Below are 25,262 nucleotides of genomic sequence, written 5' to 3' on the forward strand. Positions count from 1 at the left end.
GGCGGGCGCCCGTTTCATCCCGGTCACCGAGGCGAGCGGGATGAACACCCCACTAGCCGCACGCCCCCGTGTAGCCGCAGGAGGTGCAGAAGTCGCAGCCATCCTTGCGGATCACGGTCGCATTGCCGCACTCGGGGCAGGCCGCGCCGGCCAGCACCGGCGCGCGGCCCTCCACGCCTTCGTGGGACCAGGGCGGCTGCAGGATGCCCATCGCACGCCCCGGGTAACCGGCCTCGTCGAGCACGCCCAGCATCGCGTAGCGGTGGATCACCAGGCGCGCCAGGTAGGCCACCGTCGAAGGCCAGACCTGCTGGCGCCGCTCGCCGGGCCCCAGGCCCGGCACGAAGGCGAGGAAGTGGCCCAGCGGCTCGGCATAGTTGAGCAGCTTGCGCAGCTTCATCCCGATCCAGGCCGGATCGACCACCCGCATGTCCAGCGACAGCAGTCGGGCCAGCCCGTCCATCGCACGCGGGTAGTTGCCCGACAGACCCATCGCGCAGGGACGCGTGACCGGCTGGCCGTCGGGGTCCGGCAGGGTGATCTCCTTGAGGGTCAACGTGAAGCTCTCGCCGCTGGCCGGGTTGTCGATATCGACCGCCCAGGCCAGGGTGCCCGAGGGCCCGGTGCGCGGCTCCTCGCGACTGAACATCGCGTCCAGCACCGGCGTCGCGGTCGCCTCGGAGCCGGCCTGCCAGACGCCCAGCTGCTCGCAGCGCCAGCGGATCACGGCCGCCGTGGCGGCCACCACGCCGGGGAAGCGGCGCGGCTCGCCCTGCGGCGGAAACGGCAGGTCGAAGGCGCGCTCCTCGGCCACCGTCGCGAGCGCGTCGAGCTTGAGGCGCAGCCAGGCCGCGTCGTTGGCGCGCAGGTCCATCGACAGGGTCTTGGCCAGCGCACCCAGGCCGCGCGGCTGCTCGGCGCCGTTGACCCAGACCTCGAAGGGCAGCGCCCGCCCGGGGCCGCCGCCCTCCCCCGCCAGCTCCCCGACAAAGAGGGCGAAGTCGCCGAAGGGGTGACGGATCATGTAGCTCCAGGCTGGATTGCCGCCCGGCAGCTCGGGCCGGCCGGGCCAGCGCAGCGAGGCCAGCACCGGCGCCGGCAGGCGCTCCAGCGCCAGGCGGCGGTTGGCGTCGGGCGGCGCCAGCGGCGCCGGCAGGGTCGCCGGCTGGACGCTGAGCACGGCGCCCAGCACGGTGTTGGGCCGGTAGGTGGCCAGCCCCTTCAGTCCCGACTTCCAGGCTCGCAGGTAGAGGTCCTGGAAGTCGGCATACGGGTAGTCCTCGGGCACGTTGACCGTCTTGGAGATCGAGGTGTCCACGTAGGGCGCCACCGCCGCGACCATTTCCTGGTGGGCCTGCGCGCTCATCTCCAGCGCGGTGACGAAGGCGGGCGTCAGCGGCGCCTCTTCGCCGTGCAAGTGTCGCCAGAGCCGCCAGGCATGGTCCTCGACCGCGTATTCGCTGAAGCTGCCATCGGGCCTGCGTTTCCTGCGCGTGTAGGTCCAGCTGAAGGCCGGCTCGATGCCGTTGCTGGCGTTGTCGGCGAAGGCCAGGCTGATGGTGCCGGTGGGCGCGATCGACAACAGGTGAGAGTTGCGCAGGCCGTGGCTGCGAATGCGCTCCTTGAGCGCCGCCGGCAGGCGCGACGCGAAGTTGCCCGGGCGAAAAAACAGCGCCGCATCGAACAGCGGGAAGGCGCCGCGCTCGCGCGCCAGCTCGACGGAAGCTTCGTAGGCGGCATCGCGCAGCGTCTCGACGATACGCCGCGCCATCGCGCGCGCCGGTTCGCTGTCGTAGCGCAGGCCCAGCATCACCAGCGCATCGCCCAATCCGGTCAGGCCCAGCCCGATGCGGCGCTTGTTGCGCGCTTCGGCCTGCTGCTGTGGCAGCGGCCAGTGGGTCGCCTCCAGCACGTTGTCGAGCATGCGCACGGCGACTTGGGCCACCTCGACGAAGGCGGCGCTGTCGAAACTGGCGTCCGCAGCGAAGGGATGCCGCACGCATCGCGTCAGGTCGATCGAGCCCAGGCAGCAGCAGCCGTAGGCCGGCAGCGGCTGCTCGCCGCACGGGTTGGTGCTCGCGATGGTTTCGCAATAGCCCAGATTGTTGTCGGCGTTGATGCGGTCGAGGAACAGAACGCCCGGCTCAGCATGGTCCCAGGTCGAGCGCATGATCTGCTCCCACAGTGCCCGCGCCGGCAGGCGGCGGTAGACCCAGCTGCCGTCGGCCTGCCGCTCGGCCCCGGCCGCCTTCTGCGCGGCGCCGGGCTCGGCACGGTGGCGCAGCTCGACCTCGGCATCGGCCTCCACCGCCTCCATGAAGGCGTCCGTCACGCCGACCGAGATGTTGAAGTTGCGCAGCTCGCCTGCGTCTTTGGCGTGGATGAACTCCTCGATGTCGGGGTGGTCGCAGCGCAGCACCGCCATCTGCGCGCCACGCCGTGCTCCGGCCGATTCCACGGTCTCGCAGGAGCGGTCGAACACCCGCATGTAGCTGACCGGACCGGAGGCGCTCGACTGCGTGCTGCCGACCCAGGCACCGCGTGGGCGGATGCGCGAGAAGTCGTAGCCGACGCCGCCGCCGCGGCGCATGGTCTCGGCCGCCTCGGCCAGCGCCGCGTAGATGCCGGGGTGGCCGTCCTCGGTCTGCGTGATGGAATCGCCCACCGGCTGCACGAAACAATTGATCAGCGTCGCGCTCAGCTCCGTCCCTGCGGCCGAGTTGATGCGCCCGGCCGGGATGAAACCGCGCTGCTGGGCATCGAGGAAACGTTGCTGCCAGCCAGCCCGCTGCTCGGGCGCCTCGACGGCCGCCAGGGCCCGCGCGACCCGTTCCCGCACCGCGTCGGCGCTGCGCTCGTCGCCCTTGGCGTACTTCTCCAGCAGCACCTCCTGGCTCAGCGGTTGAGGCGCCGGGCGGCTGCTGGGATGGTGGAGGATCTCGGCGGCTCTGTGGGCAGGCTGGACGGCAGGCATGGCGGCGGGGCGGGCGGCAGACCCGGGCGTGAGAGGGATGCCCCGGTTTAACGCTCACGGCCGCCGACCGCAAGGCGACCTGCCCATGCCCCTGGCGGCCGTGCAGCCGTCCGGCAGGCAGAGCCGACGGGCTCCCTCAGACGAACTTGCGTTCCGCCGGCGGCGGCGGGGTCCACTGGTACAGCCAGGTTTCGGTCAGAGGCTGGCCGTCGCTTTGCAAGTGCATGCGCAGGTTGATCGGCTCGGTGCTGTTGTCGGTGGGCCGCAGGTCGAACATCGCGCGCCAGCCATTGATGGCCCCGAGCGGCCGGGCCGAAGTGATCTCGATCTTGCCGCGCGAGGCGGTGATGACTGGCTCGACCTTGGCGTTGCGGCCCAGCAGCGAGAAGTCGCCGCCCGCGAAGTCCACCGCGAAGCGCCACGAAAAGTACTTGCGCGGCTGCCCGACGACACCACCCAAGCCGGTGCGGGTTGCGACGCAGTGGGCCAGCGGCGGGCGTGCCGGCGGCTGCGCGCCCCAGTAGAGCCGGTAGGAGAACAGCAGCTCCTGCCCGGGCTGGGGCTTGGCGGCCGGGTTCCAGAAGGCGACGATGTTGTCGAAGGTCTCGTCGATGGTCGGGATCTCGATCAGCTGCACCGAGCCGGCGCCCCAACCCGACTTGGGCTCCACCCACAGACACGGCCGCTTGTCGTAGAACACGCCGTCGTCCTGGTAGTGGTCGAAGTTGCGGTCTCGCTGCAGCAGGCCGAAGCCCCGCGGGTTCTCGTCCTGGTAGGCGTTGAAGCGCAGCTGCGCCGGGTTGCACAGCGGGCGCCAGATCCACTCGCCCGAGCCGGTCCACATCTGCAGGCCGTCGGTATCGTGGATCTCGGGGCGCCAGTCGTTGGCCATGCGGTGGTCGTTCTCGCCGAACTGGAACATGCTGGTGCACGGCGCGATGCCGAGGCGCTCGATGGCCTTGCGCGGATAGAGCGCCGCGTCGATGTCCATCACCTGGGTGTCGCCCGGCGTGATCGCGAAACGATAGGCCCCGGCCACGCTCGGCGAGTCCAGCAGCGCGTAGACGATCACGGTGTTGGACTGCGGCGCCGGCCGTTCCAGCCAGTAGGCCACGAAGTTCGGGAACTCCTCCGGCCGCGGCAGGCCCGAGTCGATCGCCAGCCCGCGGGCCGACTGGCCGTACTGCCATTCGCCGCCCACTGCACGGAAATAGCTCGCCCCCAGGAAGGCCGAGATGTCACGCTCAAGGTCGGTGTGGAAGTTGAGCCGGAAGCCCGCGAAGCCGAGGTCGGGCGGCAGGCTGGAGGCCTTCACGCCGCTCTTGCTGTGGTCGAACATCTGCGGGTTGTAGGCCAGCTCCTGGGCCTGCCCGTTGACCAGCTCGAAGAGCCGCACCGGCGACTTGAAATACAGGCCCAGGTGGAAAAACTGGGCCTGGAAGCGCAGCGGCTCGTCGCGCCAGAGCGCGTGCTCCTTCTTGAAGCGGATGGACTGGTACTGGTCCCAGTCGAGCGAGTCCAGGGTCTTGGGCAGGGTGCTGCGCGGCGCCTGGTAGGGCTTGGCCGCCAGCGCCCGGGCGTGGCCCTTGAGCCAGGCGTAGTCGAAGGCCTGCGGCTTGCCGATGGGCTGCATCTGGGCCGCCTGGGCGGCGAACGACAACAAGGAGGTGGAGGGGGCAAGAGCGGCCAGGCCGGCCGCTTTGCTCGTGTGGGAGAGGAAACGTCTTCTTTGCACGTGACAGGCGACAGCGGGGTTGGACACGCACGGCCGTGAGAGGAACACCGCGCGAAGCGGTCGCCAGGGCCGGCGTCGCCGGCGTCGGCCGCGAGGAAAAGGTCGCCTGCATGGTAGCGGCGAGAAGCCGCCGTCTCCCCCGCACATCGCAACTTTTGGTGACGCCGGCACCCCCGGGAGCGGGCCGCCGCGTCCCCGAAACGAAACGGCCCGGTGCGTGAACACCGGGCCGCGGATGAGGGGGCTGCGCGCGCTACTTGCTCGCGGCCGTGTCAGGGGCCGGGGCGTGGGTGGCCTCGACGCCGTGCTTCTCGCCGCTCATGTCGATGTCGCCACCGTTCATCAGCATGAAGATCGCCAGCGCCGAGAACACGGCGAATCCGGCCAGGATTTTCCACATGTGAAGTGTCCTTCCTTGTCAGTCGTTGGCGAAGATGTTGTTGTCCTTGGTTTCGCGCACGAACAGCGCGCCGATCACCACCGTCGCGAGCGCGATGGCCACCGGGTACCACAGGCCGTTGTAGATGTTGCCGGTCTGCGCCACGATCGCGAACGAGATGGTGGGCAGCAGGCCGCCGAACCAGCCGTTGCCGATGTGGTACGGCAGGCTCATCGAGGTGTAGCGGATGCGGGTCGGGAACATCTCGACCAGCATGGCGGCGATCGGGCCGTAGACCATGGTCACGTAGATCACCAGCAGGGCGAGGATCGCGACGACGAGCGGCCGGTTCAGCTTGGCCGGATCGGCCTTGGCGGGGTAGCCGGCCTCCTTGATCGCACTCGTGACCTCCTTCTTGAACTCGGCATCGCGCGCCTTGAGCGCGTCGCCGCTGAGGGCCTTGGCGTCGTAGGACTGGATCGTCTTGTCGCCGATCTTGATCACCGCGGTGCCGCTGCCGTCCACGGTTTCATAGTTGACCGAGTTGGCGGCCAGCAGCTGCTTCGCGACGTCGCAGGAGCTGGTGAACTTGGCAGTGCCGGTGGGATTGAACTGGAAGGAGCACTCGGCCGGGTTGGCGACCACCGAGACCGGGGCCGTGGCCTGGGCGCGGGCCAGGTCGGGGTTGGCCGCGTGGGTCAGGGCCTTGAACAGCGGGAAGTAGGTCGCCGCGGCGATCAGGCAGCCGGCCAGGATGATGGGCTTGCGGCCGATCTTGTCCGACAGCGTGCCGAACACCACGAAAAAGGGCGTGCCGATCAGCAGAGAGATCGCGACCAGCACGTTGGCCGTGGCGCCGTCGACCTTGAGCGCCTGGGTCAGGAAAAACAGCGCGTAGAACTGGCCCGTGTACCAGACCACCGCCTGACCGGCCACCATGCCGAGCAGCGCCAGGATCACGATCTTGAGGTTGCGCCATTGACCGAAGGACTCGGACAGCGGCGCCTTCGAGGTCTTGCCCTCGGCCTTCATCTTCTGGAAGGCAGGCGACTCGTTCATGCTCATGCGGATCCACACGGACACGGCGAGCAGCGCGATCGAGAGGATGAAGGGAATGCGCCAGCCCCAGTCCTTGAAGGTGTCCTCGCCCAGCAGGGTGCGGGCACCGAGGATCACCATCAGCGACAGGAACAGCCCCAGCGTGGCGGTGGTCTGGATCCAGGAGGTGAAGGCACCGCGCCGGCCGTGCGGCGCGTGCTCGGCCACATAGGTCGCCGCGCCGCCGTACTCGCCGCCCAGGGCCAGGCCCTGCAGCAGGCGCAGCGCGATCAGCACCACCGGCGCCGCAACGCCGATCGAGGCATAGGTCGGCAACACGCCGACGATGAAGGTCGACAGGCCCATCAAGAGGATGGTGACCAGGAAGGTGTACTTGCGCCCGATCATGTCGCCCAGGCGGCCGAACACCAGCGCACCGAAGGGACGCACGATGAAGCCCGCGGCAAAGGCCAGCAGCGCGAAGATGAAGGCCGAGGTCGGGTCCAGCCCGGAGAAGAACTGCGCGGCGATGATGGGCGCGAGCGACCCGTAGAGATAGAAGTCGTACCACTCGAACACGGTTCCGAGCGAGGAGGCGAAGATGACCTTCTTCTCCTCCCGGGTCATGGGCGCCTTGCCTGCGGCGGGCGCCTGCTTCGTCAGCGTTGCTGCCATGGTGTTTGTCTCCGGTTTGGACATCACCGCCCCTGCCGGGGCGGTAGCGGGGACGACTATCAGTGCGGGCTCTGACCGCGTGCTGACGGCCAGCCAACGAAAGCTGACAAATTAGGGTGCAACCCTGAGCTTTGATTTCTTGATGTGCAACAAGATGCGTGCCCGGGGGGCGCATCAAGGGAAAACGATCAGGCGCTCTCCCCCTGCCCTGGCCCGGCGCCGCGCCGCCGGCGCACCGAGCCGGGCTGCCACAGGCCAGCGTCCTCCCATCCGGGACCGTCGAACCAGGGGTCGCCCAGCAGGTACTCGCGCAACATCTCGAGCGAGTCGAGGCCCCAGAACAAGCGGCCGTCCACCTCGATGGTGGGAACGCCGAAGACGCCTCGCGCCGCGGCGTCGGCGGTCGCGGCGCGCAAGGCCTCCTTCACCTCGACGCTGCCCGGGTCGCGGCGCGGCGCGAGGCGGGCGACGAGATCGGGCAGGCGCGCCGGGTCCTCGGGGTTCTCGCCGCTGGTCCAGACATGGCGGAACAGGGTCTCGCAGACCCAGCGGTTGGGGGTGCCCTGCGGGCCCGCACAGGCGACCGCCAGGCGCAGCAGCGGCAGCGGGTTGAAGGGGTGGACGGCCGGGCGCTGCATCGGCAGTCCCAGCCGGCGCGCCAGCCAGCCGGCCTGGCGGTAGGTCCACTCGCGTTTCGGCGCGATCTCGGCGGGGCCCAGCTGGCCGTGGTGCTCCAGCAGGCCGGCGAACAGCACCGGCTGCCAGCGCACCTCGTGCGAGATGCCTTGCAGGGCCAGCGGCAGGCGCTCGAAGGCCATCCAGGCATAGGGCGAGATGACATCGAAATAGAACCGCAGCTGCTTCATTGCTCGCTTCCCCCGACGGTCCGCTGCACGCGGCGCAGCGGCAGTTGCTTCCACACCTGGCGCTTCTGCAGGTCGCTCATGCCGGACCAGGCCGCGATCTCGTCGAGCGTGCGCAGGCAGCCTTCGCACCAGCCGGTGCGGGGGTCCATGCGGCAGACGCTGACGCAGGGACTCGGAACGCCGGGGCTCACGGGGGCCGCCATGCTGCCTCTCGCGGGGCTCATTGGATAACCTCCGTGCTGCGCACTGCGGTGCGAGCCCCTTCGGGCGGCCGGGCGGGGCTCATTGGATAACCTCCGTGCTGCGCACTGCGGTGCGAGCCCCTTCGGGGCGGCCGGGCGGGGCTCATTGGATAACCTCCGTGCTGCGCACTGCGGTGCGAGCCCCTTCGGGCGGCCGGGCGGGGCTCATGCCGGCTCGGTGGCTGGTGTGACGTCCTCGACCGGCGCGCCGGTCAGTGCCGCCAGGTCTTGCGGCGCCACCCGGAACACCCCCTTCGGATGGCCTGCTGCGGCCCACACCTCGTCGAAGCGGAACAGCTCGCGGTCGATCAGGGTCACCGGCTCGGTGAGGTGCGCGACCGGCGAGACACCGCCGATGGTGAAGCCGGTGCGCGCCTTGACGAAGTCGGCATCGGCGCGGCCGACCGGGCCCACCAGGGCGGTGACCTTCTTCTCGTCGACACGGCGGTCGCCCGAGGTGACGACCAGCACGGCGCGGTCGTCGCTCTTGCGGCGGAAGATCACGCTCTTGGCGATCTGCCCGACCGCCACGCCCAGCGCCTCGGCCGCTTCCTGGGCGGTGCGGGCCGGCACTTCGAGGAACATCGGGGCATGCGGATGGCCCAGGCGGCGCAGCGCCTCGGTCACGCGCAGGAACCCCTCGGGCCGGGCCTCCATTCCGCTGGGGGTGTCCAGGGTGTCGTTCACACTGCTCATGCCGCCTCCGTCTGCGCAGCCGGCCGTTTCGCCAGCACCGCGTTGCTAACCCGCGAGACCGGCTTGCGGCCCAGCACGCCCGAGATGAAACTCGCCGCATCGACCAGCCGGTCGAGGTCGACGCCGCAATCGATGCCCAGGCCCTGCAGCAGGAACACCGCGTCCTCGGTCGCGACATTGCCGGTCGCCCCCTTGGCATAGGGGCAGCCGCCGAGCCCGGCGACGCTGGTGTCGAAGCTGGACACGCCCAGTTCCAGGCAGGCGTAGATGTTGGCCAGCGCCTGGCCATAGGTGTCGTGGAAATGCCCGCTCACCTCTGCCAGCGGGTAGTGCCTGAGGGCCCGCTCCATCGCGGCCTGCACGCGCCGCGGCGTGCCCACCCCGATGGTGTCGGCCACGCCGACATGGTCCACGCCGATGTCCTTCATCAGGCGCACGACCCGTTCGACCTCGTCGGGCGAGACCTCACCCTGGTAGGGGCAGCCGAGCGCGCAGGAAATCGCGCCCCGCACCTTGATGCCCCGTGCATGCGCCGCCTCGACCACCGGGCGGAAGCGCTCGATCGAGACTTCGATCGAGCAGTTGATGTTGCGCTGGCTGAAGGCCTCGCTCGCGGCGCCGAATACGACGATCTCGGCGGGCTGCGAAGGCAGCGCCGCCTCGTACCCCTGCAGGTTGGGTGTCAGCACCGAGTAGCGCACGCCCTCGCGGCGCTGCAGGCCGGCCAGAACCTCCGAGTTGTCGGCCATTTGCGGGACCCACTTGGGGCTGACGAAGCTGGTGACCTCGATCTCGCGCAGGCCGGCGGCCTGCAGGCGATGCACCAGCTCGATCTTGTCGCGGGCGGCCACCGGCTGCTTTTCGTTCTGCAGCCCGTCGCGGGGGCCGACTTCGACCAGGGTGACGCGGTTCGGCATCATCGGCAAACTCCAAGATGTTCAGGGCCGGACGGCATGACGCCGGTCCGGCCGTTCATTCTGCCCGCGAGGCGCGATCCGCGCTCGGGGTGCGCTCAGGCGGTCTTCAGGCGCAACAGCTCGGCGCCCTCGGCGAGCTGGTCGCCGACCCGGTAGAGCACCACGTCGACGATGCCGTCGGCGGGCGCGGCAATGCTGTGTTCCATCTTCATCGCCTCCATCACCGCGAGCGCCTGGCCCTTGCGCACCGACTGGCCGGCCTGGACGTGCAGCGCAATCAGCTTGCCCGGCATCGGCGCGGTGAGACGGCCCGCGTCGTGGCCGCCCTCGCCGGCATGGGCGATCGCATCGAGCCATTGCAGCGAGGCGCTGCCCTGCGGTCCGAACACCGCGAAGCCATCGCCATGGCGGTATACCGAAAGGGTCCAGCGCCGCTCGCCGAGGCGGACGTCGTAGCGGTCGGCACCGAGCGGGCCGGCGCGCAGCGGCAGGCGCTGCCCGGCGAGTTCCACCAGGTGCGAACCGTCGTGCAGGTATTCCAGGCTCGCGACATGGCGCTGGCCGGCCGCGTCGAGCACCTCGAGGCGCCTGCGCGCCACGCCGTGCAGGCGCCAGCCATCGCGACGCGACCACGGATCGGTGGTTTGCGTCGCCGCCTCCTCCTGCAGCAGGCGCGCCGCCACGCCGGCCAAGGCGCCCTCCAGCGGCAGACCGGGCTGCCCGAACAAGGCCTCGCGTTCGCGCTCGATCAGCGCGGTGTCGAGGTCGGCCTGAGCGAAGGAGCGGCTCGCCACGACGCGCCGCAGGAAAGCCACGTTGGTGTGCAGCCCGACGATGTGGGTCTCGGCCAGCGCGGCGTCGAGGCGGGCCAGGGCCTGGGCCCGGTCCTCGCCCCAGACGATGAGCTTGGCGATCATCGAGTCGTACCAGGGCGAGATCTCGTCGCCCTCGCGCACGCCGGCGTCGATGCGCACCGGCGCCACCGCGAACTCGGCCGCTGCAGCCGGGGCGCGGAACACACGCAGCCGCCCGGTGGCCGGCAGGAACTGCGCCTCCGGGTTCTCGGCGCACAGCCGCGCCTCGATCGCATGGCCGTGCAGGCGCAGCTCGTGCTGGCGCGCCGGCAGCGGCTCGCCCGCGGCGACCCGGAGCTGCCACTCGACCAGGTCATGGCCGGTGATGGCCTCGGTCACCGGGTGCTCGACCTGCAGCCGGGTGTTCATCTCCATGAAGTAGAAACGCCCGTCCTGCTCGGCGATGAACTCCACCGTGCCGGCGCCGACGTAAGCCACGGCCCGCGCGGCCGCCACCGCGGCCTCGCCCATCTCGGCCCGGCGCTCGGGTGTCATGCCCGGCGCCGGGGCCTCCTCCAGCACCTTCTGGTGGCGGCGCTGCACCGAGCAGTCGCGCTCGAAGAGGTACACGCACTCGCCGTGGCTGTCGCCGAACACCTGGATCTCGATGTGGCGCGGGCGTGTGACGTACCGCTCGACCAGCACGTGGTCGTCGCCGAAGCTCGCCGCGGCCTCACGCTTGCAGGACGCGAGCGCCGCCTCGAACTCCTCGGCCTGCTGGACCAGCCGCATGCCCTTGCCGCCGCCCCCGGCGCTGGCCTTGATCAGCACCGGGTAGCCGATGCGCCCGGCTTCGGCCTTGAGGAAGTCGGGCTCCTGGCGCTCGCCGTGGTAGCCGGGCACCAGCGGCACGCCGGCCTTCTCCATCAAGGCCTTGGCCGCCGCCTTGCTGCCCATCGCGGCGATGGCCGAGGCCGGTGGTCCGATGAAGGCGATGCCCGCCTCGGCACAGGCGCGCGCGAAGTGCTCGTTTTCGCTCAGGAACCCGTAGCCGGGGTGCACCGCCTCGGCGCCAGTGGCGCGGGCGGCTTCGAGCACGCGCTGGGCCAGCAGGTAACTCTCGCGCGGCGCCGAGGCGCCGATGTGCACCGCTTCGTCGCAGGCACGCACGTGGCGCGCGCCGGCATCGGCGTCGGAATAGACCGCGACGGTGCGGATGCCCAGGCGGCGCGCGGTGGCGGCGACGCGGCAGGCGATCTCGCCGCGGTTGGCGATCAGGATCTTCTTGAACATCGTGTCTCGGCGGGTTGTGTTCAGAGCGTCCAGGCGGCGGGCCGCTTGTCGAGGAAGGAGCGCACGCCTTCGCGCCCCTCGGCGCTCGCGCGCACGTCGGCGATGCGGCGGGCGGTGTCGGCGCGCAGTTCCGGCGTGAGCCGCGCGCCGGCGATGTCCTGCACCAGGCGCTTGCAGGCCTTCACGGCCTGCGGCCCGTTGGCGACGATCGCCTGCACCAGCGCCTCCACCTGCGTGTCCAGCGCCTCGGGCGCGCAGACCTCGTGCACGAAGCCGAAACGCTGGGCCTCGCGGGCGCCGAAGCGCTCGGCGGTGACGAAGTAGCGGCGCGCCGCCTGCTCGCCCATCGCCCGGATCACATAAGGGCTGATGGTCGCGGGCAGCAGCCCCAGCTTCGCCTCCGAGAGGCAGAACTGCACCGGCTCGGCGGCCACGACGATGTCGCACACCGCCGCCAGCCCCACGCCGCCGGCATAACAGTCGCCCTGGATGCGGCCGACCAGCGGCACCGGGCAGCTGTAGAGCGTCCACAGCATCTCGGCCAGGCGGGCCGCGTCGTCGCGGTTCTCCTCCCAGCTGTAGTCGGCCATCGCGCGCATCCAGTTCAGGTCCGCGCCGGCGCTGAAGGCCTTGCCGTGCGCGCCCAGCACGATCACCCGCAGGCTCTCGTCCTGGCCCAGCGCATGGAAGCAACGGGTCAGCTCGGTGATGGTGGTGTCGTTGAAGGCGTTGCGCACCTCGGGGCGGTTGAGCCACACGCGGGCCACCGGGCCCTGGCGCTGGATGTCGAGCGTCTGCATCGGGTTGCCTGCGTCGTAGGTCACATGCGGAAGACACCGAAGCGGGTGTCGGGGATGGGGGCGTTGCGACTCGCGCTCAGCGCCAGCGCCAGCACGCGACGGGTGTCGGCGGGGTCGATCACGCCGTCGTCCCACAGCCGGGCCGACGCGTAATAGGGGTGGCCCTGGTCTTCGTACTGGCGCCGTATCGGCGCCTTGAAGGCTTCTTCCTCCTCGGCGCTCCAGTGTCCGCCCTTGGACTCGATGCCGTCGCGCCTGACGGTGGCCAGCACGCTGGCGGCCTGCTCGCCGCCCATCACGCTGATGCGGGCGTTGGGCCACATCCACAGCAGGCGGGGGCCATAGGCGCGGCCGCACATGCCGTAGTTGCCGGCGCCGAAACTGCCCCCGATGATGACCGTGAACTTGGGCACCTCGGCGCAGGCCACCGCGGTGACCATCTTGGCGCCGGCGCGGGCAATGCCTTCGTTCTCGTACTTGCGACCCACCATGAAGCCCGTGATGTTCTGCAGGAACACCAGCGGCACCTTGCGCTGGCAGCACAGCTCGATGAAGTGTGCGCCCTTGTTCGCGCTCTCGGCGAACAGGATGCCGTTGTTGGCGATGACGCCCACCGGCATGCCGTCGATGTGGGCGAAGCCGGTCACCAGCGTCGCGCCATAACGCGCCTTGAACTCGTCGAACTCGCTGGCGTCGACGATGCGGGCGATGACCTCGCGCACGTCGAAGGGCTTGCGGGTGTCGGTGGGGATGATGCCGTACAGCTCCCGCGCGTCGTACTTCGGCGGTCGCGAGGCCACGGTCGCGCCGGTCTCCGGCTTGCACCCGTTGAGTCGCGCGACCGAGGCGCGCGCCAGGGCCAGCGCATGCAGGTCGTTCTGCGCCAGGTGGTCGGCCACACCCGAGAGCCGGGTGTGCACGTCGCCGCCGCCCAGGTCCTCGGCGCTCACCACCTCGCCGGTCGCCGCCTTCACCAGCGGCGGGCCGCCCAGGAAGATAGTGCCCTGCTCCTTGACGATGATGGTCTCGTCGCTCATCGCCGGCACGTAGGCGCCGCCCGCGGTGCAGGAGCCCATCACCACGGCCAGCTGGGGGATGCCCTCGGCGCTCATGCGGGCCTGGTTGTAGAAGATGCGGCCGAAGTGGTCGCGGTCGGGGAACACCTCGTCCTGGTTGGGCAGGTTGGCCCCCCCGGAGTCGACCAGGTAGATGCACGGCAGCCGGTTCTGCTGCGCGATCTCCTGGGCCCGCAGGTGTTTTTTCACCGTCATCGGGTAGTAGGTGCCGCCCTTGACCGTCGCGTCGTTGCAGACGATCACGCACTCGACGCCCGAGACGCGGCCGATGCCGGCGATCACGCCCGCGCCGGGGGCGGCATCGCGCCCGTCCTTCTCGGGGTACATCCCGAGCGCGGCCAGCGGCGCGATCTCGAGAAAGGGCGTGCCGGGGTCGAGCAGCATCTCGACCCGATCGCGCGGCAACAGCTTGCCGCGCGCCAGGTGCTTGGCGCGGGCGGCCTCGCCGCCTCCCTGGGCGATCGTGGCCAGGCGAGCGTTGAGGTCGGCCACCAGGGCCTGCATCGCGGCCGCATTGGCCTTGAAGTCCTCCGAGCGGGGGGACAACTTGGATTCAAGAACGGGCATGGGGTCCTCGGGGCCGGCCGGCGGGTCGTTTTGATTCGGCTCGCCCGCCTGTGACGTTTACGTAAACGTCAATCTTACGCAAGTTGTCGTCGCCTGACCAGCGCTTGCCCGCAAGCGGGGGCCCGCCTGGCTCAGAACGGGCCCTGGCTCAGCCAGCGCTCGATCTGCGCCTTGCGGTCGTTGCCCCAGAAGGGCTCGCCGTCGACCATGAAAAAAGGCGCGCCGAACACGCCCGCGGCCACGGCCGCCTCGTTGGCGTGTTTCAGGCGCTCCTTCCAGCGGCCGTCGTTCCAGACCGCCTCGGCCTCTTCCGGCAGCAGGCCGAAATCGGCCGCCAAGGCCTTCAGGGCCTCCACGTCGGCCAGGTTGACGCCGCGACCGAAATAGGCGCGGAAGGCGGCGCGCGCCCAGGGCACGGCCCGCGCCGGGTCGTTCTCGGCCAGCCACCAGTAGAGGCGGGCGGCGTTCTGGGTCGGGATGGGGAAAACCTCGGGCTGCACGAAAGGCACCCCCTCGGCGCTGGCCGAGCGGGCAAAGTCGCGCAAGGTGTACTCGCGTTTGATCGGGTGCTCCATGGGCGGCCGCAGTCCGGCCGCCTGGAAGGTCACGCCGAGCAGGATCGCGTGCCAGCGCACCGTGCGGCCATGGCGCGCCGCCAGCGCCTCGATCCACTCTGACGCGATGTAGGCGTAGGGCGAGGAGAAGTCGAAATAGAAATCGATGGGGGTACGCATGGGCCCATCCTAGTCCGCCTCGCCGCCAGCCAAGACGGGCAGAAACCCGTGGCCTCGGGCGGGCATTACTTGCGCCAGAACGAGGGAGTGAGCAGCACCATGAAAGACAGCATCTCCAGCCGACCGAGCAGCATTGCCAGCGTGCAGACCCAGGTCTGCACGTCGCTGAGGGGACCGAAGGTGCCGGCCGGGCCGACCGGCCCAAGGCCCGGACCCATGTTGTTGACACTCGCGGCCACCGCGGTGAAGGCGGTCACGACATCCAGGTCGGTCAGCAGCATCACCATCGTGAGCCCCAGGATGGTGGCGCCGTAGACCAGCATGAAGGCCAGCACCGCGAAGATGGCGCTGGAGTGCACCGGGCTTGCGCCCAGCATCACCGGGTTGACGGCACGCGGATGCACCAGGCGCGACATCTCACGCCGGGCCTGCTTGAGCAGGATGATCACGCGGACCATCTTGATGCCGGCGCCGGTCGAGCCGGCGCTGGTCGCGACACCGGACAGCATCAGCATCAGGACCGGGGCGAAGATGGGCCAGCGGCTGTAGTCGACGGTCGCGAAGCCGGTGGTCGAGGCCACCGAGACCACGTTGAAAAACGCATGCCGCAACGCGAGCAGCGGATCGGCATAGCTGCCCTTGAGCAGCAGCAGCGCGGCCACCAGCAAGCTGGCACCCACCATCAGGCCCAGGGTGGCCCGGGTCTCCGAATCGCCCAGCAGCTGGCGGGCGCTGCGTTTGCGCAGGGCCACGAAATAAAGCGCGAAATTGCAGCTGGCCAGCAACATGAACACCACGCAGGCCCCCTCGAGCAGAGGCGATCGGAAGTAACCGAAGCTGCTGTCGTGCGAAGACAGGCCGCCGAGGCTGACCGTCGTGAACATGTGCATCCAGGCGTCCGGCCAGCCCATGCCGCCGATGCGGTAGACCAGCAGGCAGGCGATCGAGAAGCTGACGTAGACGCTCCACAGGCCCTTGGCGGTCTCGGTGATGCGCGGCGTCAGCTTGGTGTCCTTGAGCGGGCCGGCCGTCTCGGCCTTGAAGAGCTGGCTGCCGCCGGCACCCAGCAGCGGCAGGATGGCCACTGCCAGCACCAGGATGCCCATGCCGCCCATCCACTGCAGCAGGCAACGCCACAGGTTGATCGAGACCGGCAGCGCGTCCAGCCCGCTCAGCACCGTGGCGCCCGTCGTCGTGAGCCCCGACATGGCCTCGAAGTAGGCGTCGGTGAAGGAGATCGGGCGGGCGTCCTGGTGGAAGTACAGCAGCAGCGGCAGGCAGGCGAACAGCGGCAGCACGGTCCAGGCCAGCGACACCAGCAGGACCCCGTCGCGCGCCTGCAGCTCACGTCGGAAGCGGCGCGCGCCGAGCCACAGCGCCAGGCCGCAGCCGAAGGTCGCGGCCATCGACGCCGGCCAGGCACCGATCGCCGTGTCCCGGAGCCAGCCCGAGACCGCATAGGGCACACCCATCGCGGCCGCGAAAAACATCAGGATGGCACCGAGGATGCCGAGCACGGGCAGGAGGGACTGCATCAGGAACACTGCTCAGAAGAAGGTCGCGCTCACCTGGAACAGCCGCTCGATCTCGCGCACGTCACGCTTGCTCGGCAGGAAGATGACGACATGGTCGTTGGCCTCGATCACGGTGTCGTGGTGGGCGATCAGCACCCGCGCGTCACGGCGCTGCGCCTCGGCCTCCTCGGCCGGCACGCCGTCCTCCGGCAGACCGCGCACGATGGCGCCGATCTGCGCACCGCGCGGCAGCGCGATCTGCTCGATGCGCCGGCCCACCACCTTGGACGACTTGGCGTCGCCGCGGGCCACCGCCTCCAGCGCCTCGGCCGCGCCGCGGCGCAGGCTGTGGACGGCCTCGACGTCGCCGCGCCGCACATAGGCCAGCAATTCGCCGATCACGGCCTGCGCCGGCGACAGCGCGATGTCGATCTCGGTGCCCTGAACCAGGTCGGCGTAGGACTTGCGGTTGATCAGCGCCAGCACCCGCCGCGCGCCCATGCGCTTGGCCAGCAGGCAGGACATGATGTTGTCCTCGTCATCGTTGGTGAGGGCGAGGAAGAGGTCCACGTCGCGCACGTTCTCCTCCTCGAGCAGGTCCTCGTCGGTGGAGTCGCCCTGCAGCACCAGGGTGCCCGCGGACAGCTGCGTCGCCAGGTACTGGCACCGCTGCGCGTCGTGCTCGATGACCTTCACGCGGTACTCGGCTTGCAGCAGGCGCGCCAGCCTGAGACCGACCCGGCCGCCGCCGGCGATCATGACCCGCTTGACCGGGCGGTCACGCCGGCGCAGCAGGTGCAGCACCGGCCGCACGTCGCCGGTGGGCGCGAGCACGAACACCTCGTCGCCGGGCTCGACCCGCGTCTCACCGGTGCACGCGATCAGGCGGTCGGGGGCTTCGCTCTCCCGGCGGTAGATCGAGACGATGCGCAGCTCGGCCTCGCCGATCATGGCCTTCAGATCCTTGATCGCATGCCCGACCAGCGGTGCGCCCAGCACCGCCCGCACCGCCAGCAGGCAGACCCGGCCCTGGGCGAACTCCACCACCTGGAGCGCCTCCGGGTACTCGATGAGCTTGCGGATGTAGCGCGTCAACGAAGCTTCGGGGCAGATCACGCGGTCCACCGCGAAACCCGAGCGCCCCATCAGCGGACCGCCATCGACGAACTCGGGCGAGCGCACCCGCGCGATCGTGGTCGGGATGTTGTAGAGATCGTGCCCGATCTTGCAGGTCACCAGGTTGGTTTCGTCCAGCGGCGAGCAGGCGATCAGCATGTCGGCATCGGCCGCGCCCGCCTCCTGCAGCACCGAGGGCTGGATGCCGTTGCCGACCACGCCGCGCAGGTCCAGGCGGTCCTGCAGCTCGCGGACCCGCACCGGGTTGGTGTCGATCACGGTGATGTCGTTGCACTCGGACACCAGGTTCTCGGCGACGCTCTCGCCGACCCGGCCCACGCCGAGGATGATGATGTTCATGTCGGGCGATTATGGGCCGGCTGCCCAGCTCAGCCCAAGGCCCTCGCAATCAGGATCTTCTGCACATCGGAAGTGCCTTCGTAGATCTGGCAGACGCGCACGTCGCGCCAGATGCGCTCCACCGGGAAGTCGCTCACATAGCCGTAGCCGCCGTGCACCTGGATCGCCTCCGAGCAAACGCGCTCGGCCATCTCGGAGGCATAGAGCTTGGCCATCGCGGCCTCCTTCAGGCAGGGCTGGCCGGCATCGCGCAGCGCCGCCGCGTGCCAGACCATCTGGCGCGCGACTTCGATGCGGGTGGCCATCTCGGCGAGCCGGAACTGCACCGCCTGGTGCTCGAAGATGGGCTTGCCGAAACTCTCGCGCTGCTTCGCATAGGCCAGCGCCGCCTCGAAGGCCGCCCGGGCCATGCCAACGCTCTGCGCGGCGATGCCGATGCGCCCGCCCTCCAAGGCCGACAGCGCGATGCGGTAGCCCTCGCCTTCGGCGCCGATGAGGTGATCGGCCGGCACGCGGCACTGCTCGAAGACGATCTGGGCGGTGTCGCTGGAATGCTGCCCGGTCTTCTCCTCCAGCCGCGCCACCTGGTAGCCGGGCGTGTCGGTGGGCACGACGAAGGCACTGATGCCGCGCTTGCCGGCAGCCTTGTCGGTGACGGCAATGACGATGGCGAGCTGGCCGTTCTTGCCGCTGGTGATGAACTGCTTGACGCCCTGGATCACGTAGCAGTCGCCGTCGCGGACCGCGGTGGTGCGCAGCGCCGAGGCGTCGGAGCCCACATGCGGCTCGGTCAGGCAAAAGGCGCCCAGCAGCTCGCCCTGCGCGAGCGGCACCAGCCAGCGCTGCTTCTGGGCCTCGCTGCCATAGCGCATCAGGATCGCGCAGACGGGGCAGTTGTTGACGCTGACCGCGGTGCTGGTGCCACCGTCGCCGGCGGCGATCTCCTCCAGCACCAGCGCCAGGCTGAGATAGTCCAGCCCGGCGCCGCCGTATTCGGCGGGCACACAGACGCCGTAAGTGCCGAGCGCCGCGAGACCGCGGTGCACGTCCTGGGGGAAGTGGTGTTCCCTGTCCCAGCGAGCGGCGTGCGGCAGCACCTGCTCCTGCACGAAGGCGCGCACCGCGTCGCGGATCAGGGTCTGGTCTTGGGTCAGCAGCATGGGTCGTGTTCCGTGCGTCGGGGCGCGCCTCGGGCTCTCGTGAAGCCCGCCGCGCGCAGCGGCACTCACCAGGGAATAGGGGCGCCGTCGTGGTTGAAAAATCCGCCGTTGTCGGCGCTGTCGAGACGGTCCATCAGGCGGCGCAGGTCGGAGACGCTGTGCTCGACAGGCAGGGCCGCGCTGGGCCCGCCCATGTCGGTGCGCACCCAGCCGGGGTGGACCGCGGCGCAGACCACGCCGCGCTCACCGAACACCCGGGCGGTGTCGGCCAGCACCGAGTTCAGCGCCGCCTTGGAGGCGCGGTAGAGCCAGCCGGCGCTGCCCGAGCGCTCGCCGATCGAGCCCATCTGCGAGGACAGAACGATCAGCCGTGCCCCGGGCGCGAGCGCGCCCTCGAGCTGGGACACCAGGCGCATCGGACCCAGCACGTTGGTGTGCATCACGTGGTCGAAGTCGGCCTGGCCCGGCGGCTCCAGACCGCTGGTGTGCGGGCCGTAGACGCCGGCGTTGAGCACCACCCGGTCGAAACGCTCGCCGTCGAGCCGCCAGCCCAGGCCCGCGACGCTCGCGGTGTCGGTGACATCCAGCGGCAGTGCCTCACAGCCGAGCGCGCGCAGCCGTTCCAGCCCGGCCTCGTCGCGGGCGGTGGCCACGACGCGCCACCCCTCGGCGCGCCACTGGCGCGCGAATTCATGGCCGATGCCGCGCGAAGCGCCCAGCACCAGCGCCGAGCTCATTCAACTTCCTTGACCAGCAGCGTGCCGCGGCTGACCACCGCGACGCCCGAGCGCTGGGTGCTTGCGGCGCCGTCGACCAGCACCACGTAGCCGCCGAGCTTGCGGTTCCATTCCACCGAGGACACCACCCAGTGCAGGGTGATGTCCTCGTTGGCGTAGACCGGTGCCTTGTACGCGAAGTTGAAATTCAGGCACACCATCTGCCGCTTCACGCCGTCGTTGCGACGCGAGAAGTGGCTGGCGGCCAGGCCCATCAGCATCGAGGCGGTGTGCGGGCCACTGGCGATGACTTCGCCGAAGCGGGACTGCCCCGCCTCGGCCTGGTCGCGGTGCAGCGGATTGCTGTCCTGGCAGGCGGCGGCAAAGGCCGCGATGTCCTGCTCCGTGAAACGTACGGTCTTGCCGAAGGTTTCACCGACCGCAACGATTTCGTTTTCTGCAACTGCACTCATAGGTGTCCTCCCAAGCTCAAGAAGTGGAGCTCAGAGGAGCTCCACGGCCATGGCGGTCGCTTCGCCGCCGCCGATACACAACGCTGCCACTCCCTTTTTCAGGCCCTGCTTGCGCAGCGCCCCCAGCAGGGTCACGACGATGCGCGCGCCGCTGGCACCGATGGGGTGGCCGAGGGCGCAGGCGCCGCCGTGCACATTCACCTTCTCGTGCGGCAATTTGTGCTCGGCCATGGCCGCCATCGTCACCGCCGCGAAGGCTTCGTTGATCTCCCACAGGTCGACGTCCGCCGCCGTCCAGCCGGTCTTTTGCAGCACCCGGTCGATGGCTCCGACCGGCGCAGTGGTGAACCACTCCGGCGCCTGGGCAAACACCGCGTGGGCCCGCACCCGCGCCAGCGGCTGCACACCCCTCTGGCGAGCGGTCGATTCGCGCATCAACACCAGGGCCGCGGCACCGTCGGAAATGCTCGACGAGGTCGCTGCCGTGATGCTGCCGTCCTTCTTGAAAGCAGGCTTCAGGCCAGGGATCTTGTCGAGCCGCGCCTTGAAGGGCTGTTCGTCCTTGGCGATCTGCTGCTCGCCGCCCTTGCCAGCCAGCGTGACCGGCGCCATCTCCCAGTCGAAGCTGCCGTCCTGGTTGGCTTTCAGCGCCCGCTCGGTCGAGGCGATGGCGAAGGCGTCCTGCGCTTCCCGGCTGAAGCCGTATTTCGAGACGCAATTCTCTGCGAAGACGCCCATGGCCTTGCCCCGCTCATAGGCGTCTTCGAGACCGTCCAGCGCCATGTGGTCGTAGAAGGTGGTGGCGCCGTATTTCTGGCCCTTGCGGACGAAGGCCAGGTGGGGGGCGTTGGTCATGCTTTCCATGCCGCCGGCCACCACCACGTCGGCGCTACCGGCAGCCAGCATGTCGTGGCCGAACATCATCGCGCGCATGCCCGAGCCGCACATCTTCGACAGGGTCACCGCGCCGGCCGACTGCGGCAGGCCGGCCTTCAGGGCCGCCTGTCGGGCCGGCGCCTGGCCCTGGCCGGCCATCAGGCAGTTGCCCATCAGCACTTCGTTGACCGCGTCGCCGGGCACGCCGGCGCGCTCCACGGCCGCGCGGATGGCGACGGCGCCCAGCTCCCAGGCCGACAGCCCGGCCAGTTCGCCGAGCAGGCCGCCCATGGGAGTGCGGGCGGCGGAAGCAATCACGATGGAATCGGACATGAGGGTCTCCTTCAAGGGATCAGTCGAAAGTCGAAATGCGGTTCACTTGGCGTCGGCCGGCGCCGCGGCCGGGGCCGGACCGGGGGCCGAGGCGCCGGGGCGCTCGCCGCGCGGACGTCCGTTGCGGATAAAACGTTTCGCCGTGTCGTAGGGGAACACGTCGTGCACGTGGCCGGCGAGGATGCGCTCCTTGTGGCCCTGCCAGAAAGCCGGGTCGAGCAGATCGGCATGGTGGCGCATGAACACCGCGCGCACCTTCTCGTTGCCGAGCAGAAAGGGCTCGAAGGTCTCGGGGAAGATGTCCTTGGGGCCCACCGGGTACCAGACCTCGCCGGAGAGCTCCTCTTCCTCGTTGCGCGGCGCGGGCACCTTGCGGAAGTTGCAGTCGGTCAGGTATTCGATCTCGTCGTAGTCGTAGAACACGACCTTGCCGTTGCGCGTGACGCCGAAGTTTTTCCACAGCATGTCGCCGGGGAAGATGTTGGCTGCCACCAGGTCCTTGATGGCGTTGCCGTACTCGATGACGCCGTGCTCGATCTGCTCGGGCGAGCCTTCCTGCAGGAAGATGTTGAGCGGGATCATGCGGCGCTCGATGTAGAGGTGCTTGATGACCAGGTCACCGTTGTCCTCCTCGATCAGGCTGGGGCAGAAGTGCTTCAGCTCGGCCACCAGCTCCTCGTCGAAACGGGCCCGCGGGAAGGCCACGTTGGAGTACTCGAGCGTGTCGGCCATGCGGCCCACCCGGTCGTGCTGTTTCACCAGCAGGTACTTGCTCTGGATCAGCTCGCGCGAGGTTTCCTTCTGCGGCGGGTAGAAGTCCTTGATGACCTTGAACACATAGGGAAAGGACGGCAGGTCGAACACCAGCATCACCATGCCCTTGATGCCGGGTGCGATGCGGAAGCGGTCGCTCGAATGCCTCAGGTGGAACAGGAAGTCCCGGTAGAACAGGTTCTTGCCCTGCTTCTGCAGGCCCAGCGCGTTGTAGATCTCCGAGCGCGGCTTGCGCGGCATCAGCGAGCGCAGGAAGTGCACATACGCGGCCGGGATTTCCATCTCCACCATGAAGTAGGCCCGCGCGAAGCTGAACAGCATCTGCATCTCGTCTTCGCCGAACAGCACCGCGTCGATGTAGAGCCGGCCCTTGCTGTTGTGCAGGATGGGCATCGCGAACGGCGTCTCGCGGAAGCCGTTGATGATCTTGCCGACGACGTAGGCGCCCTTGTTGCGGAAGAACAGCGAACTCAGCACCTGGATCTGGAAGTTGGTGCGCAGGCGCACCTCGCCGAACTGCTGGCTCATCGCGCGCAGCACGTTCTCGACGTCGCGGTCCAGGTCGTCGAACTCGCGGTTGAGCTGGAAGTTGGTGACGATGCGGTGCAGCACCTCGCCCATGGTCTCGCGCGTCGGGTAGTAGGCGCGGTAGGTCGGCTGCGAACCCGGCTCCTCGTTCTCGATGTACTCGGTCGAGATGGCCGGGCGCACGAAGATGAAATTGTTGTGGAAGTAGCTGCGGTGCAGGATCTTGGTGGTGACCGAGTTGAAGAAGGTCTCGGCCAGCTCCGGGCGCAGGTGGTTGGTCAGCAGCCCGATGTAGTGCAGCTTGACCTGCTGCCAGACGTTCATCGGCAGCTCGTGGGCCTTGAACTCGGTCTGCAGCCGCTCGACCGCCTCGTCGACGCGCTTGTCGTAGAACTCGATGCGTTCGCGCTGGGCGCGCTGCTGGCCGTGCCAGTCGGCCGCCTCGAAACGCTGCTTGGCCGCGATGCTGGCCTCGCGGAACAGCCGGTAGTGCCGGTTGAAGCCTTCCAGCATCGCCTGCGCGATGCCGAAAGCGCGGCGATCGTCGAGCTGCTGGGGGAACATCAGCCTGCCCCGAGCTCGCGCTGCCGGTCGTAGCGTGCCTTCAGCTGCGCCACCGCGTCCTGGTAGGCAGCCTGCACCGCATCGGCGTCGCCCACCGTCATGCGCAGGTCCTGCAGCAGGCCGTTGTGCAGGCCGTAGACCCAGCCGTGCACCACCACCTCCTGGCCTCGCGTCCAGGCCTCGCGCACCACCGAGGTCTGGCAGACGTGCACGGCCTGCTCCAGCACGTTCAGCTCGCACAGCGCGTTGTGGCGCTGGGTCTCGCTTTCCAGCGTGTCCAGCCAGGTCTGGTGCCGGTTGCGCACGTCCTCGACGTGGCGCAGCCAGTTGTCGGCGATGCCGATGCGCACGCCGTTCATCGCCGCCTTCACGCCGCTGCAGCCGTAGTGGCCCACCACCATGATGTGGCGGACCTTGAGCAGGTCGATCGCGAACTCCATCACGGACAGGCAGTTCAGGTCGGAGTGCACCACCACGTTGGCGACGTTGCGGTGCACGAACAGGTCGCCGGGCATCAGTCCCACGATCTCGTTCGCAGGCACGCGGCTGTCGGAACAGCCGATCCAGAGGTATTCGGGCGCCTGCTGCTCCAGCAGACGCGAGAAGAAGCCGGGCTGGCGCTGCTCGAGGTTCTGGGCCCAGCTGCGGTTCTTGTCGAAAAGGTCTTGAAGTGCTTTGCTCATTGCGCGGTCGCCGAAATTGCAGTGCGCAGTGTACGCACCCGCCCGGCACAGGGAGTTTCAGGCGTGTGTCAGCTTGAAGGCGGCCTGCGCCGGTGGCGCCGCCCTCAGGCGGTTTCGGAGAACAGCTCGCGGCCGATCAGCATGCGGCGGATCTCGCTGGTGCCCGCGCCGATCTCGTAGAGCTTGGCGTCGCGCCACAGCCGGCCCAGCGGGTAGTCGTTGATGTAGCCGTTGCCGCCGAAGATCTGGATGCCCTCGCCGGCCATCCAGGTCGCCTTCTCGGCGCACCAGAGGATGACCGAGGCGCAGTCCTTGCGTACCTGGCGCACGTGTTCGCTGCCCAGGCTGTCGAGGTTCTTGCCCACGGTGTAGCAGAAGGCGCGCGCCGCCTGCAGCACCGTGTACATGTCCGCCAGCTTGCCCTGGATCAGCTGGAACTCGCCGATGCTGCGGCCGAACTGGCGGCGGTCGTGGATGTAGGGCACCACGTTGTCCATCACGGCCTGCATGATGCCGATGGGCCCCGCCGCCAGCACGGCACGCTCGTAGTCCAGCCCGCTCATCAGCACCTTGGTGCCGCCGTTCACGGCCCCCAGCACGTTCTCGGCCGGCACCTCGACGTTCTCGAACACCAGTTCGCCGGTGTGCGAACCGCGCATGCCGAGCTTGTCGAGCTTCTGGGCGATCGAGAAGCCCTTCATGCCCTTCTCGACCAGGAAGGCCGTGATGCCCTGGGCGTTGAGCTCCGGATCGGTCTTGGCATACACCACCAGGGTGTCGGCGTCGGGACCGTTGGTGATCCACATCTTGCTGCCGTTGAGCAGGTAGCAGCCGCCCTTGTCCTCGGCGCGCAGCGTCATGCTGACGACGTCGGAACCGGCGCCCGGTTCGCTCATCGCCAGCGCGCCGACGTGTTCGCCGCTGATGAGCTTCGGCAGGTACTTGCGTTTCTGCGCCTCGCTGCCGTTGCGGCGGATCTGGTTGACGCAGAGGTTGGAGTGCGCGCCGTAGCTCAGGCCCACCGAAGCCGAGGCGCGGCTGATCTCCTCCATCGCGACCATGTGGGCCAGGTAGCCCATCGCGGCGCCGCCGTAGCTCTCCTCGACCGTGATGCCCAGCACCCCGACCTCGCCCATCTTGCGCCACAGGTCCATCGGGAAGCGGTCGCTGCGGTCGATCTCGGCGGCCCGCGGCGCGATCTCGGCCTCGGCAAAGGCGCGCACCGCGTCGCGCAGCGCATCGATGTCCTCGCCGAGCTGGAAGTTGAGTCCGGGCAGTTGCATGGAGGAAACCTTTCAGGAAAAAGCGGCGCTGCGCAAGGCCGCCGGCACGGGCCGGGCCGGCGCCGCGAATGAATTGACGTTGACGTAAACGTCAAT

21 protein-coding genes are annotated in these 25,262 nt (G+C 69.3%); all 21 read right to left on the bottom strand.

The genetic code is table 11. From position 1 onward, the window contains the following. Positions 1–52: 52 nt before the first annotated feature. The 21 genes from OOT46_RS05105 to OOT46_RS05205 all read right to left on the bottom strand — a co-directional run bounded on the left by OOT46_RS05105 (position 53) and on the right by OOT46_RS05205 (position 25,166). Positions 53–2,974, bottom strand: coding sequence for an adenosylcobalamin-dependent ribonucleoside-diphosphate reductase (locus OOT46_RS05105; protein ID WP_265402503.1), 2,922 nt, complete (start codon positions 2,972–2,974; stop codon positions 53–55). Positions 2,975–3,110: 136 nt separating this feature from the next. After that, entirely contained in the window at positions 3,111–4,709 is a 1,599-nt protein-coding gene (locus OOT46_RS05110) for a glucan biosynthesis protein (protein ID WP_416136152.1), read from the bottom strand. Positions 4,710–4,962: 253 nt separating this feature from the next. Further along, positions 4,963–5,109 carry a hypothetical protein gene (locus tag OOT46_RS05115; protein WP_265402504.1) on the bottom strand — a complete coding sequence of 49 codons (147 nt, stop codon included), beginning with the start codon at positions 5,107–5,109 and terminating at the stop codon, positions 4,963–4,965. Between the two features lie 18 nt (positions 5,110–5,127). Continuing rightward, positions 5,128–6,801, bottom strand: a complete 1,674-nt coding sequence (locus OOT46_RS05120; protein WP_265402505.1) for an MFS transporter — start codon at positions 6,799–6,801, stop codon at positions 5,128–5,130. 188 nt (positions 6,802–6,989) lie between these two features. Continuing rightward, positions 6,990–7,667 (bottom strand): 2-hydroxychromene-2-carboxylate isomerase, encoded by a 678-nt coding sequence (locus OOT46_RS05125; protein WP_265402506.1) that lies wholly within the window; start codon positions 7,665–7,667, stop codon positions 6,990–6,992. Continuing rightward, positions 7,664–7,870 carry a DUF1289 domain-containing protein gene (locus OOT46_RS05130; protein WP_265402564.1) on the bottom strand — a complete coding sequence of 69 codons (207 nt, stop codon included), beginning with the start codon at positions 7,868–7,870 and terminating at the stop codon, positions 7,664–7,666. Before OOT46_RS05130 ends, OOT46_RS05125 begins: the two co-directional genes overlap by 4 nt. 204 nt (positions 7,871–8,074) lie before the next feature. Then, positions 8,075–8,566 carry a YbaK/EbsC family protein gene (locus tag OOT46_RS05135; protein WP_416136153.1) on the bottom strand — a complete coding sequence of 164 codons (492 nt, stop codon included), beginning with the start codon at positions 8,564–8,566 and terminating at the stop codon, positions 8,075–8,077. Between the two features lie 35 nt (positions 8,567–8,601). After that, on the bottom strand, positions 8,602–9,525 hold the full coding sequence (locus OOT46_RS05140; RefSeq protein WP_265402508.1) for a hydroxymethylglutaryl-CoA lyase: 924 nt from the start codon (positions 9,523–9,525) through the stop codon (positions 8,602–8,604). A 92-nt stretch (positions 9,526–9,617) separates the two neighbouring features. Continuing rightward, positions 9,618–11,609, bottom strand: a complete 1,992-nt coding sequence (locus tag OOT46_RS05145; RefSeq protein ID WP_265402509.1) for an acetyl/propionyl/methylcrotonyl-CoA carboxylase subunit alpha — start codon at positions 11,607–11,609, stop codon at positions 9,618–9,620. A 20-nt stretch (positions 11,610–11,629) separates the two neighbouring features. Beyond that, positions 11,630–12,409 carry an enoyl-CoA hydratase/isomerase family protein gene (locus tag OOT46_RS05150; RefSeq protein ID WP_265402565.1) on the bottom strand — a complete coding sequence of 260 codons (780 nt, stop codon included), beginning with the start codon at positions 12,407–12,409 and terminating at the stop codon, positions 11,630–11,632. A 20-nt stretch (positions 12,410–12,429) separates the two neighbouring features. Further along, positions 12,430–14,052, bottom strand: coding sequence for a carboxyl transferase domain-containing protein (locus tag OOT46_RS05155; RefSeq protein ID WP_265402510.1), 1,623 nt, complete (start codon positions 14,050–14,052; stop codon positions 12,430–12,432). Positions 14,053–14,183: 131 nt separating this feature from the next. Then, positions 14,184–14,786: a 2-hydroxychromene-2-carboxylate isomerase gene (locus tag OOT46_RS05160; protein WP_265402511.1), complete on the bottom strand. Its 603-nt coding sequence runs from the start codon at positions 14,784–14,786 to the stop codon at positions 14,184–14,186. Positions 14,787–14,851: 65 nt separating this feature from the next. Then, positions 14,852–16,321: a TrkH family potassium uptake protein gene (locus tag OOT46_RS05165; RefSeq protein WP_265402512.1), complete on the bottom strand. Its 1,470-nt coding sequence runs from the start codon at positions 16,319–16,321 to the stop codon at positions 14,852–14,854. A 12-nt stretch (positions 16,322–16,333) separates the two neighbouring features. Beyond that, positions 16,334–17,776, bottom strand: coding sequence for a Trk system potassium transporter TrkA (gene trkA, locus OOT46_RS05170; protein WP_265402513.1), 1,443 nt, complete (start codon positions 17,774–17,776; stop codon positions 16,334–16,336). Between the two features lie 29 nt (positions 17,777–17,805). Then, positions 17,806–18,936 (bottom strand): acyl-CoA dehydrogenase family protein, encoded by a 1,131-nt coding sequence (locus OOT46_RS05175; RefSeq protein ID WP_265402514.1) that lies wholly within the window; start codon positions 18,934–18,936, stop codon positions 17,806–17,808. A 65-nt stretch (positions 18,937–19,001) separates the two neighbouring features. Continuing rightward, entirely contained in the window at positions 19,002–19,673 is a 672-nt protein-coding gene (locus OOT46_RS05180; RefSeq protein WP_265402515.1) for an SDR family oxidoreductase, read from the bottom strand. Next, on the bottom strand, positions 19,670–20,125 hold the full coding sequence (locus OOT46_RS05185; protein ID WP_265402516.1) for a MaoC family dehydratase: 456 nt from the start codon (positions 20,123–20,125) through the stop codon (positions 19,670–19,672). The genes OOT46_RS05180 and OOT46_RS05185 overlap by 4 nt, the downstream gene beginning before the upstream one ends. Positions 20,126–20,155: 30 nt before the next feature. Beyond that, complete coding sequence (locus tag OOT46_RS05190; RefSeq protein WP_265402517.1) at positions 20,156–21,334, bottom strand: acetyl-CoA C-acyltransferase; 1,179 nt, start codon at positions 21,332–21,334, stop codon at positions 20,156–20,158. Between the two features lie 42 nt (positions 21,335–21,376). Beyond that, positions 21,377–23,200, bottom strand: a complete 1,824-nt coding sequence (gene aceK, locus OOT46_RS05195; RefSeq protein ID WP_265402518.1) for a bifunctional isocitrate dehydrogenase kinase/phosphatase — start codon at positions 23,198–23,200, stop codon at positions 21,377–21,379. After that, complete coding sequence (can, locus tag OOT46_RS05200; RefSeq protein WP_265402519.1) at positions 23,200–23,883, bottom strand: carbonate dehydratase; 684 nt, start codon at positions 23,881–23,883, stop codon at positions 23,200–23,202. Before can ends, aceK begins: the two co-directional genes overlap by 1 nt. Positions 23,884–23,987: 104 nt before the next feature. Next, positions 23,988–25,166, bottom strand: a complete 1,179-nt coding sequence (locus OOT46_RS05205) for an isovaleryl-CoA dehydrogenase (RefSeq protein ID WP_265402520.1) — start codon at positions 25,164–25,166, stop codon at positions 23,988–23,990. Positions 25,167–25,262 lie beyond the last annotated feature (96 nt).

The sequence above is a fragment of the Aquabacterium sp. A7-Y genome (assembly GCF_026153205.1).
GTDB lineage: Bacteria > Pseudomonadota > Gammaproteobacteria > Burkholderiales > Burkholderiaceae_C > Caldimonas.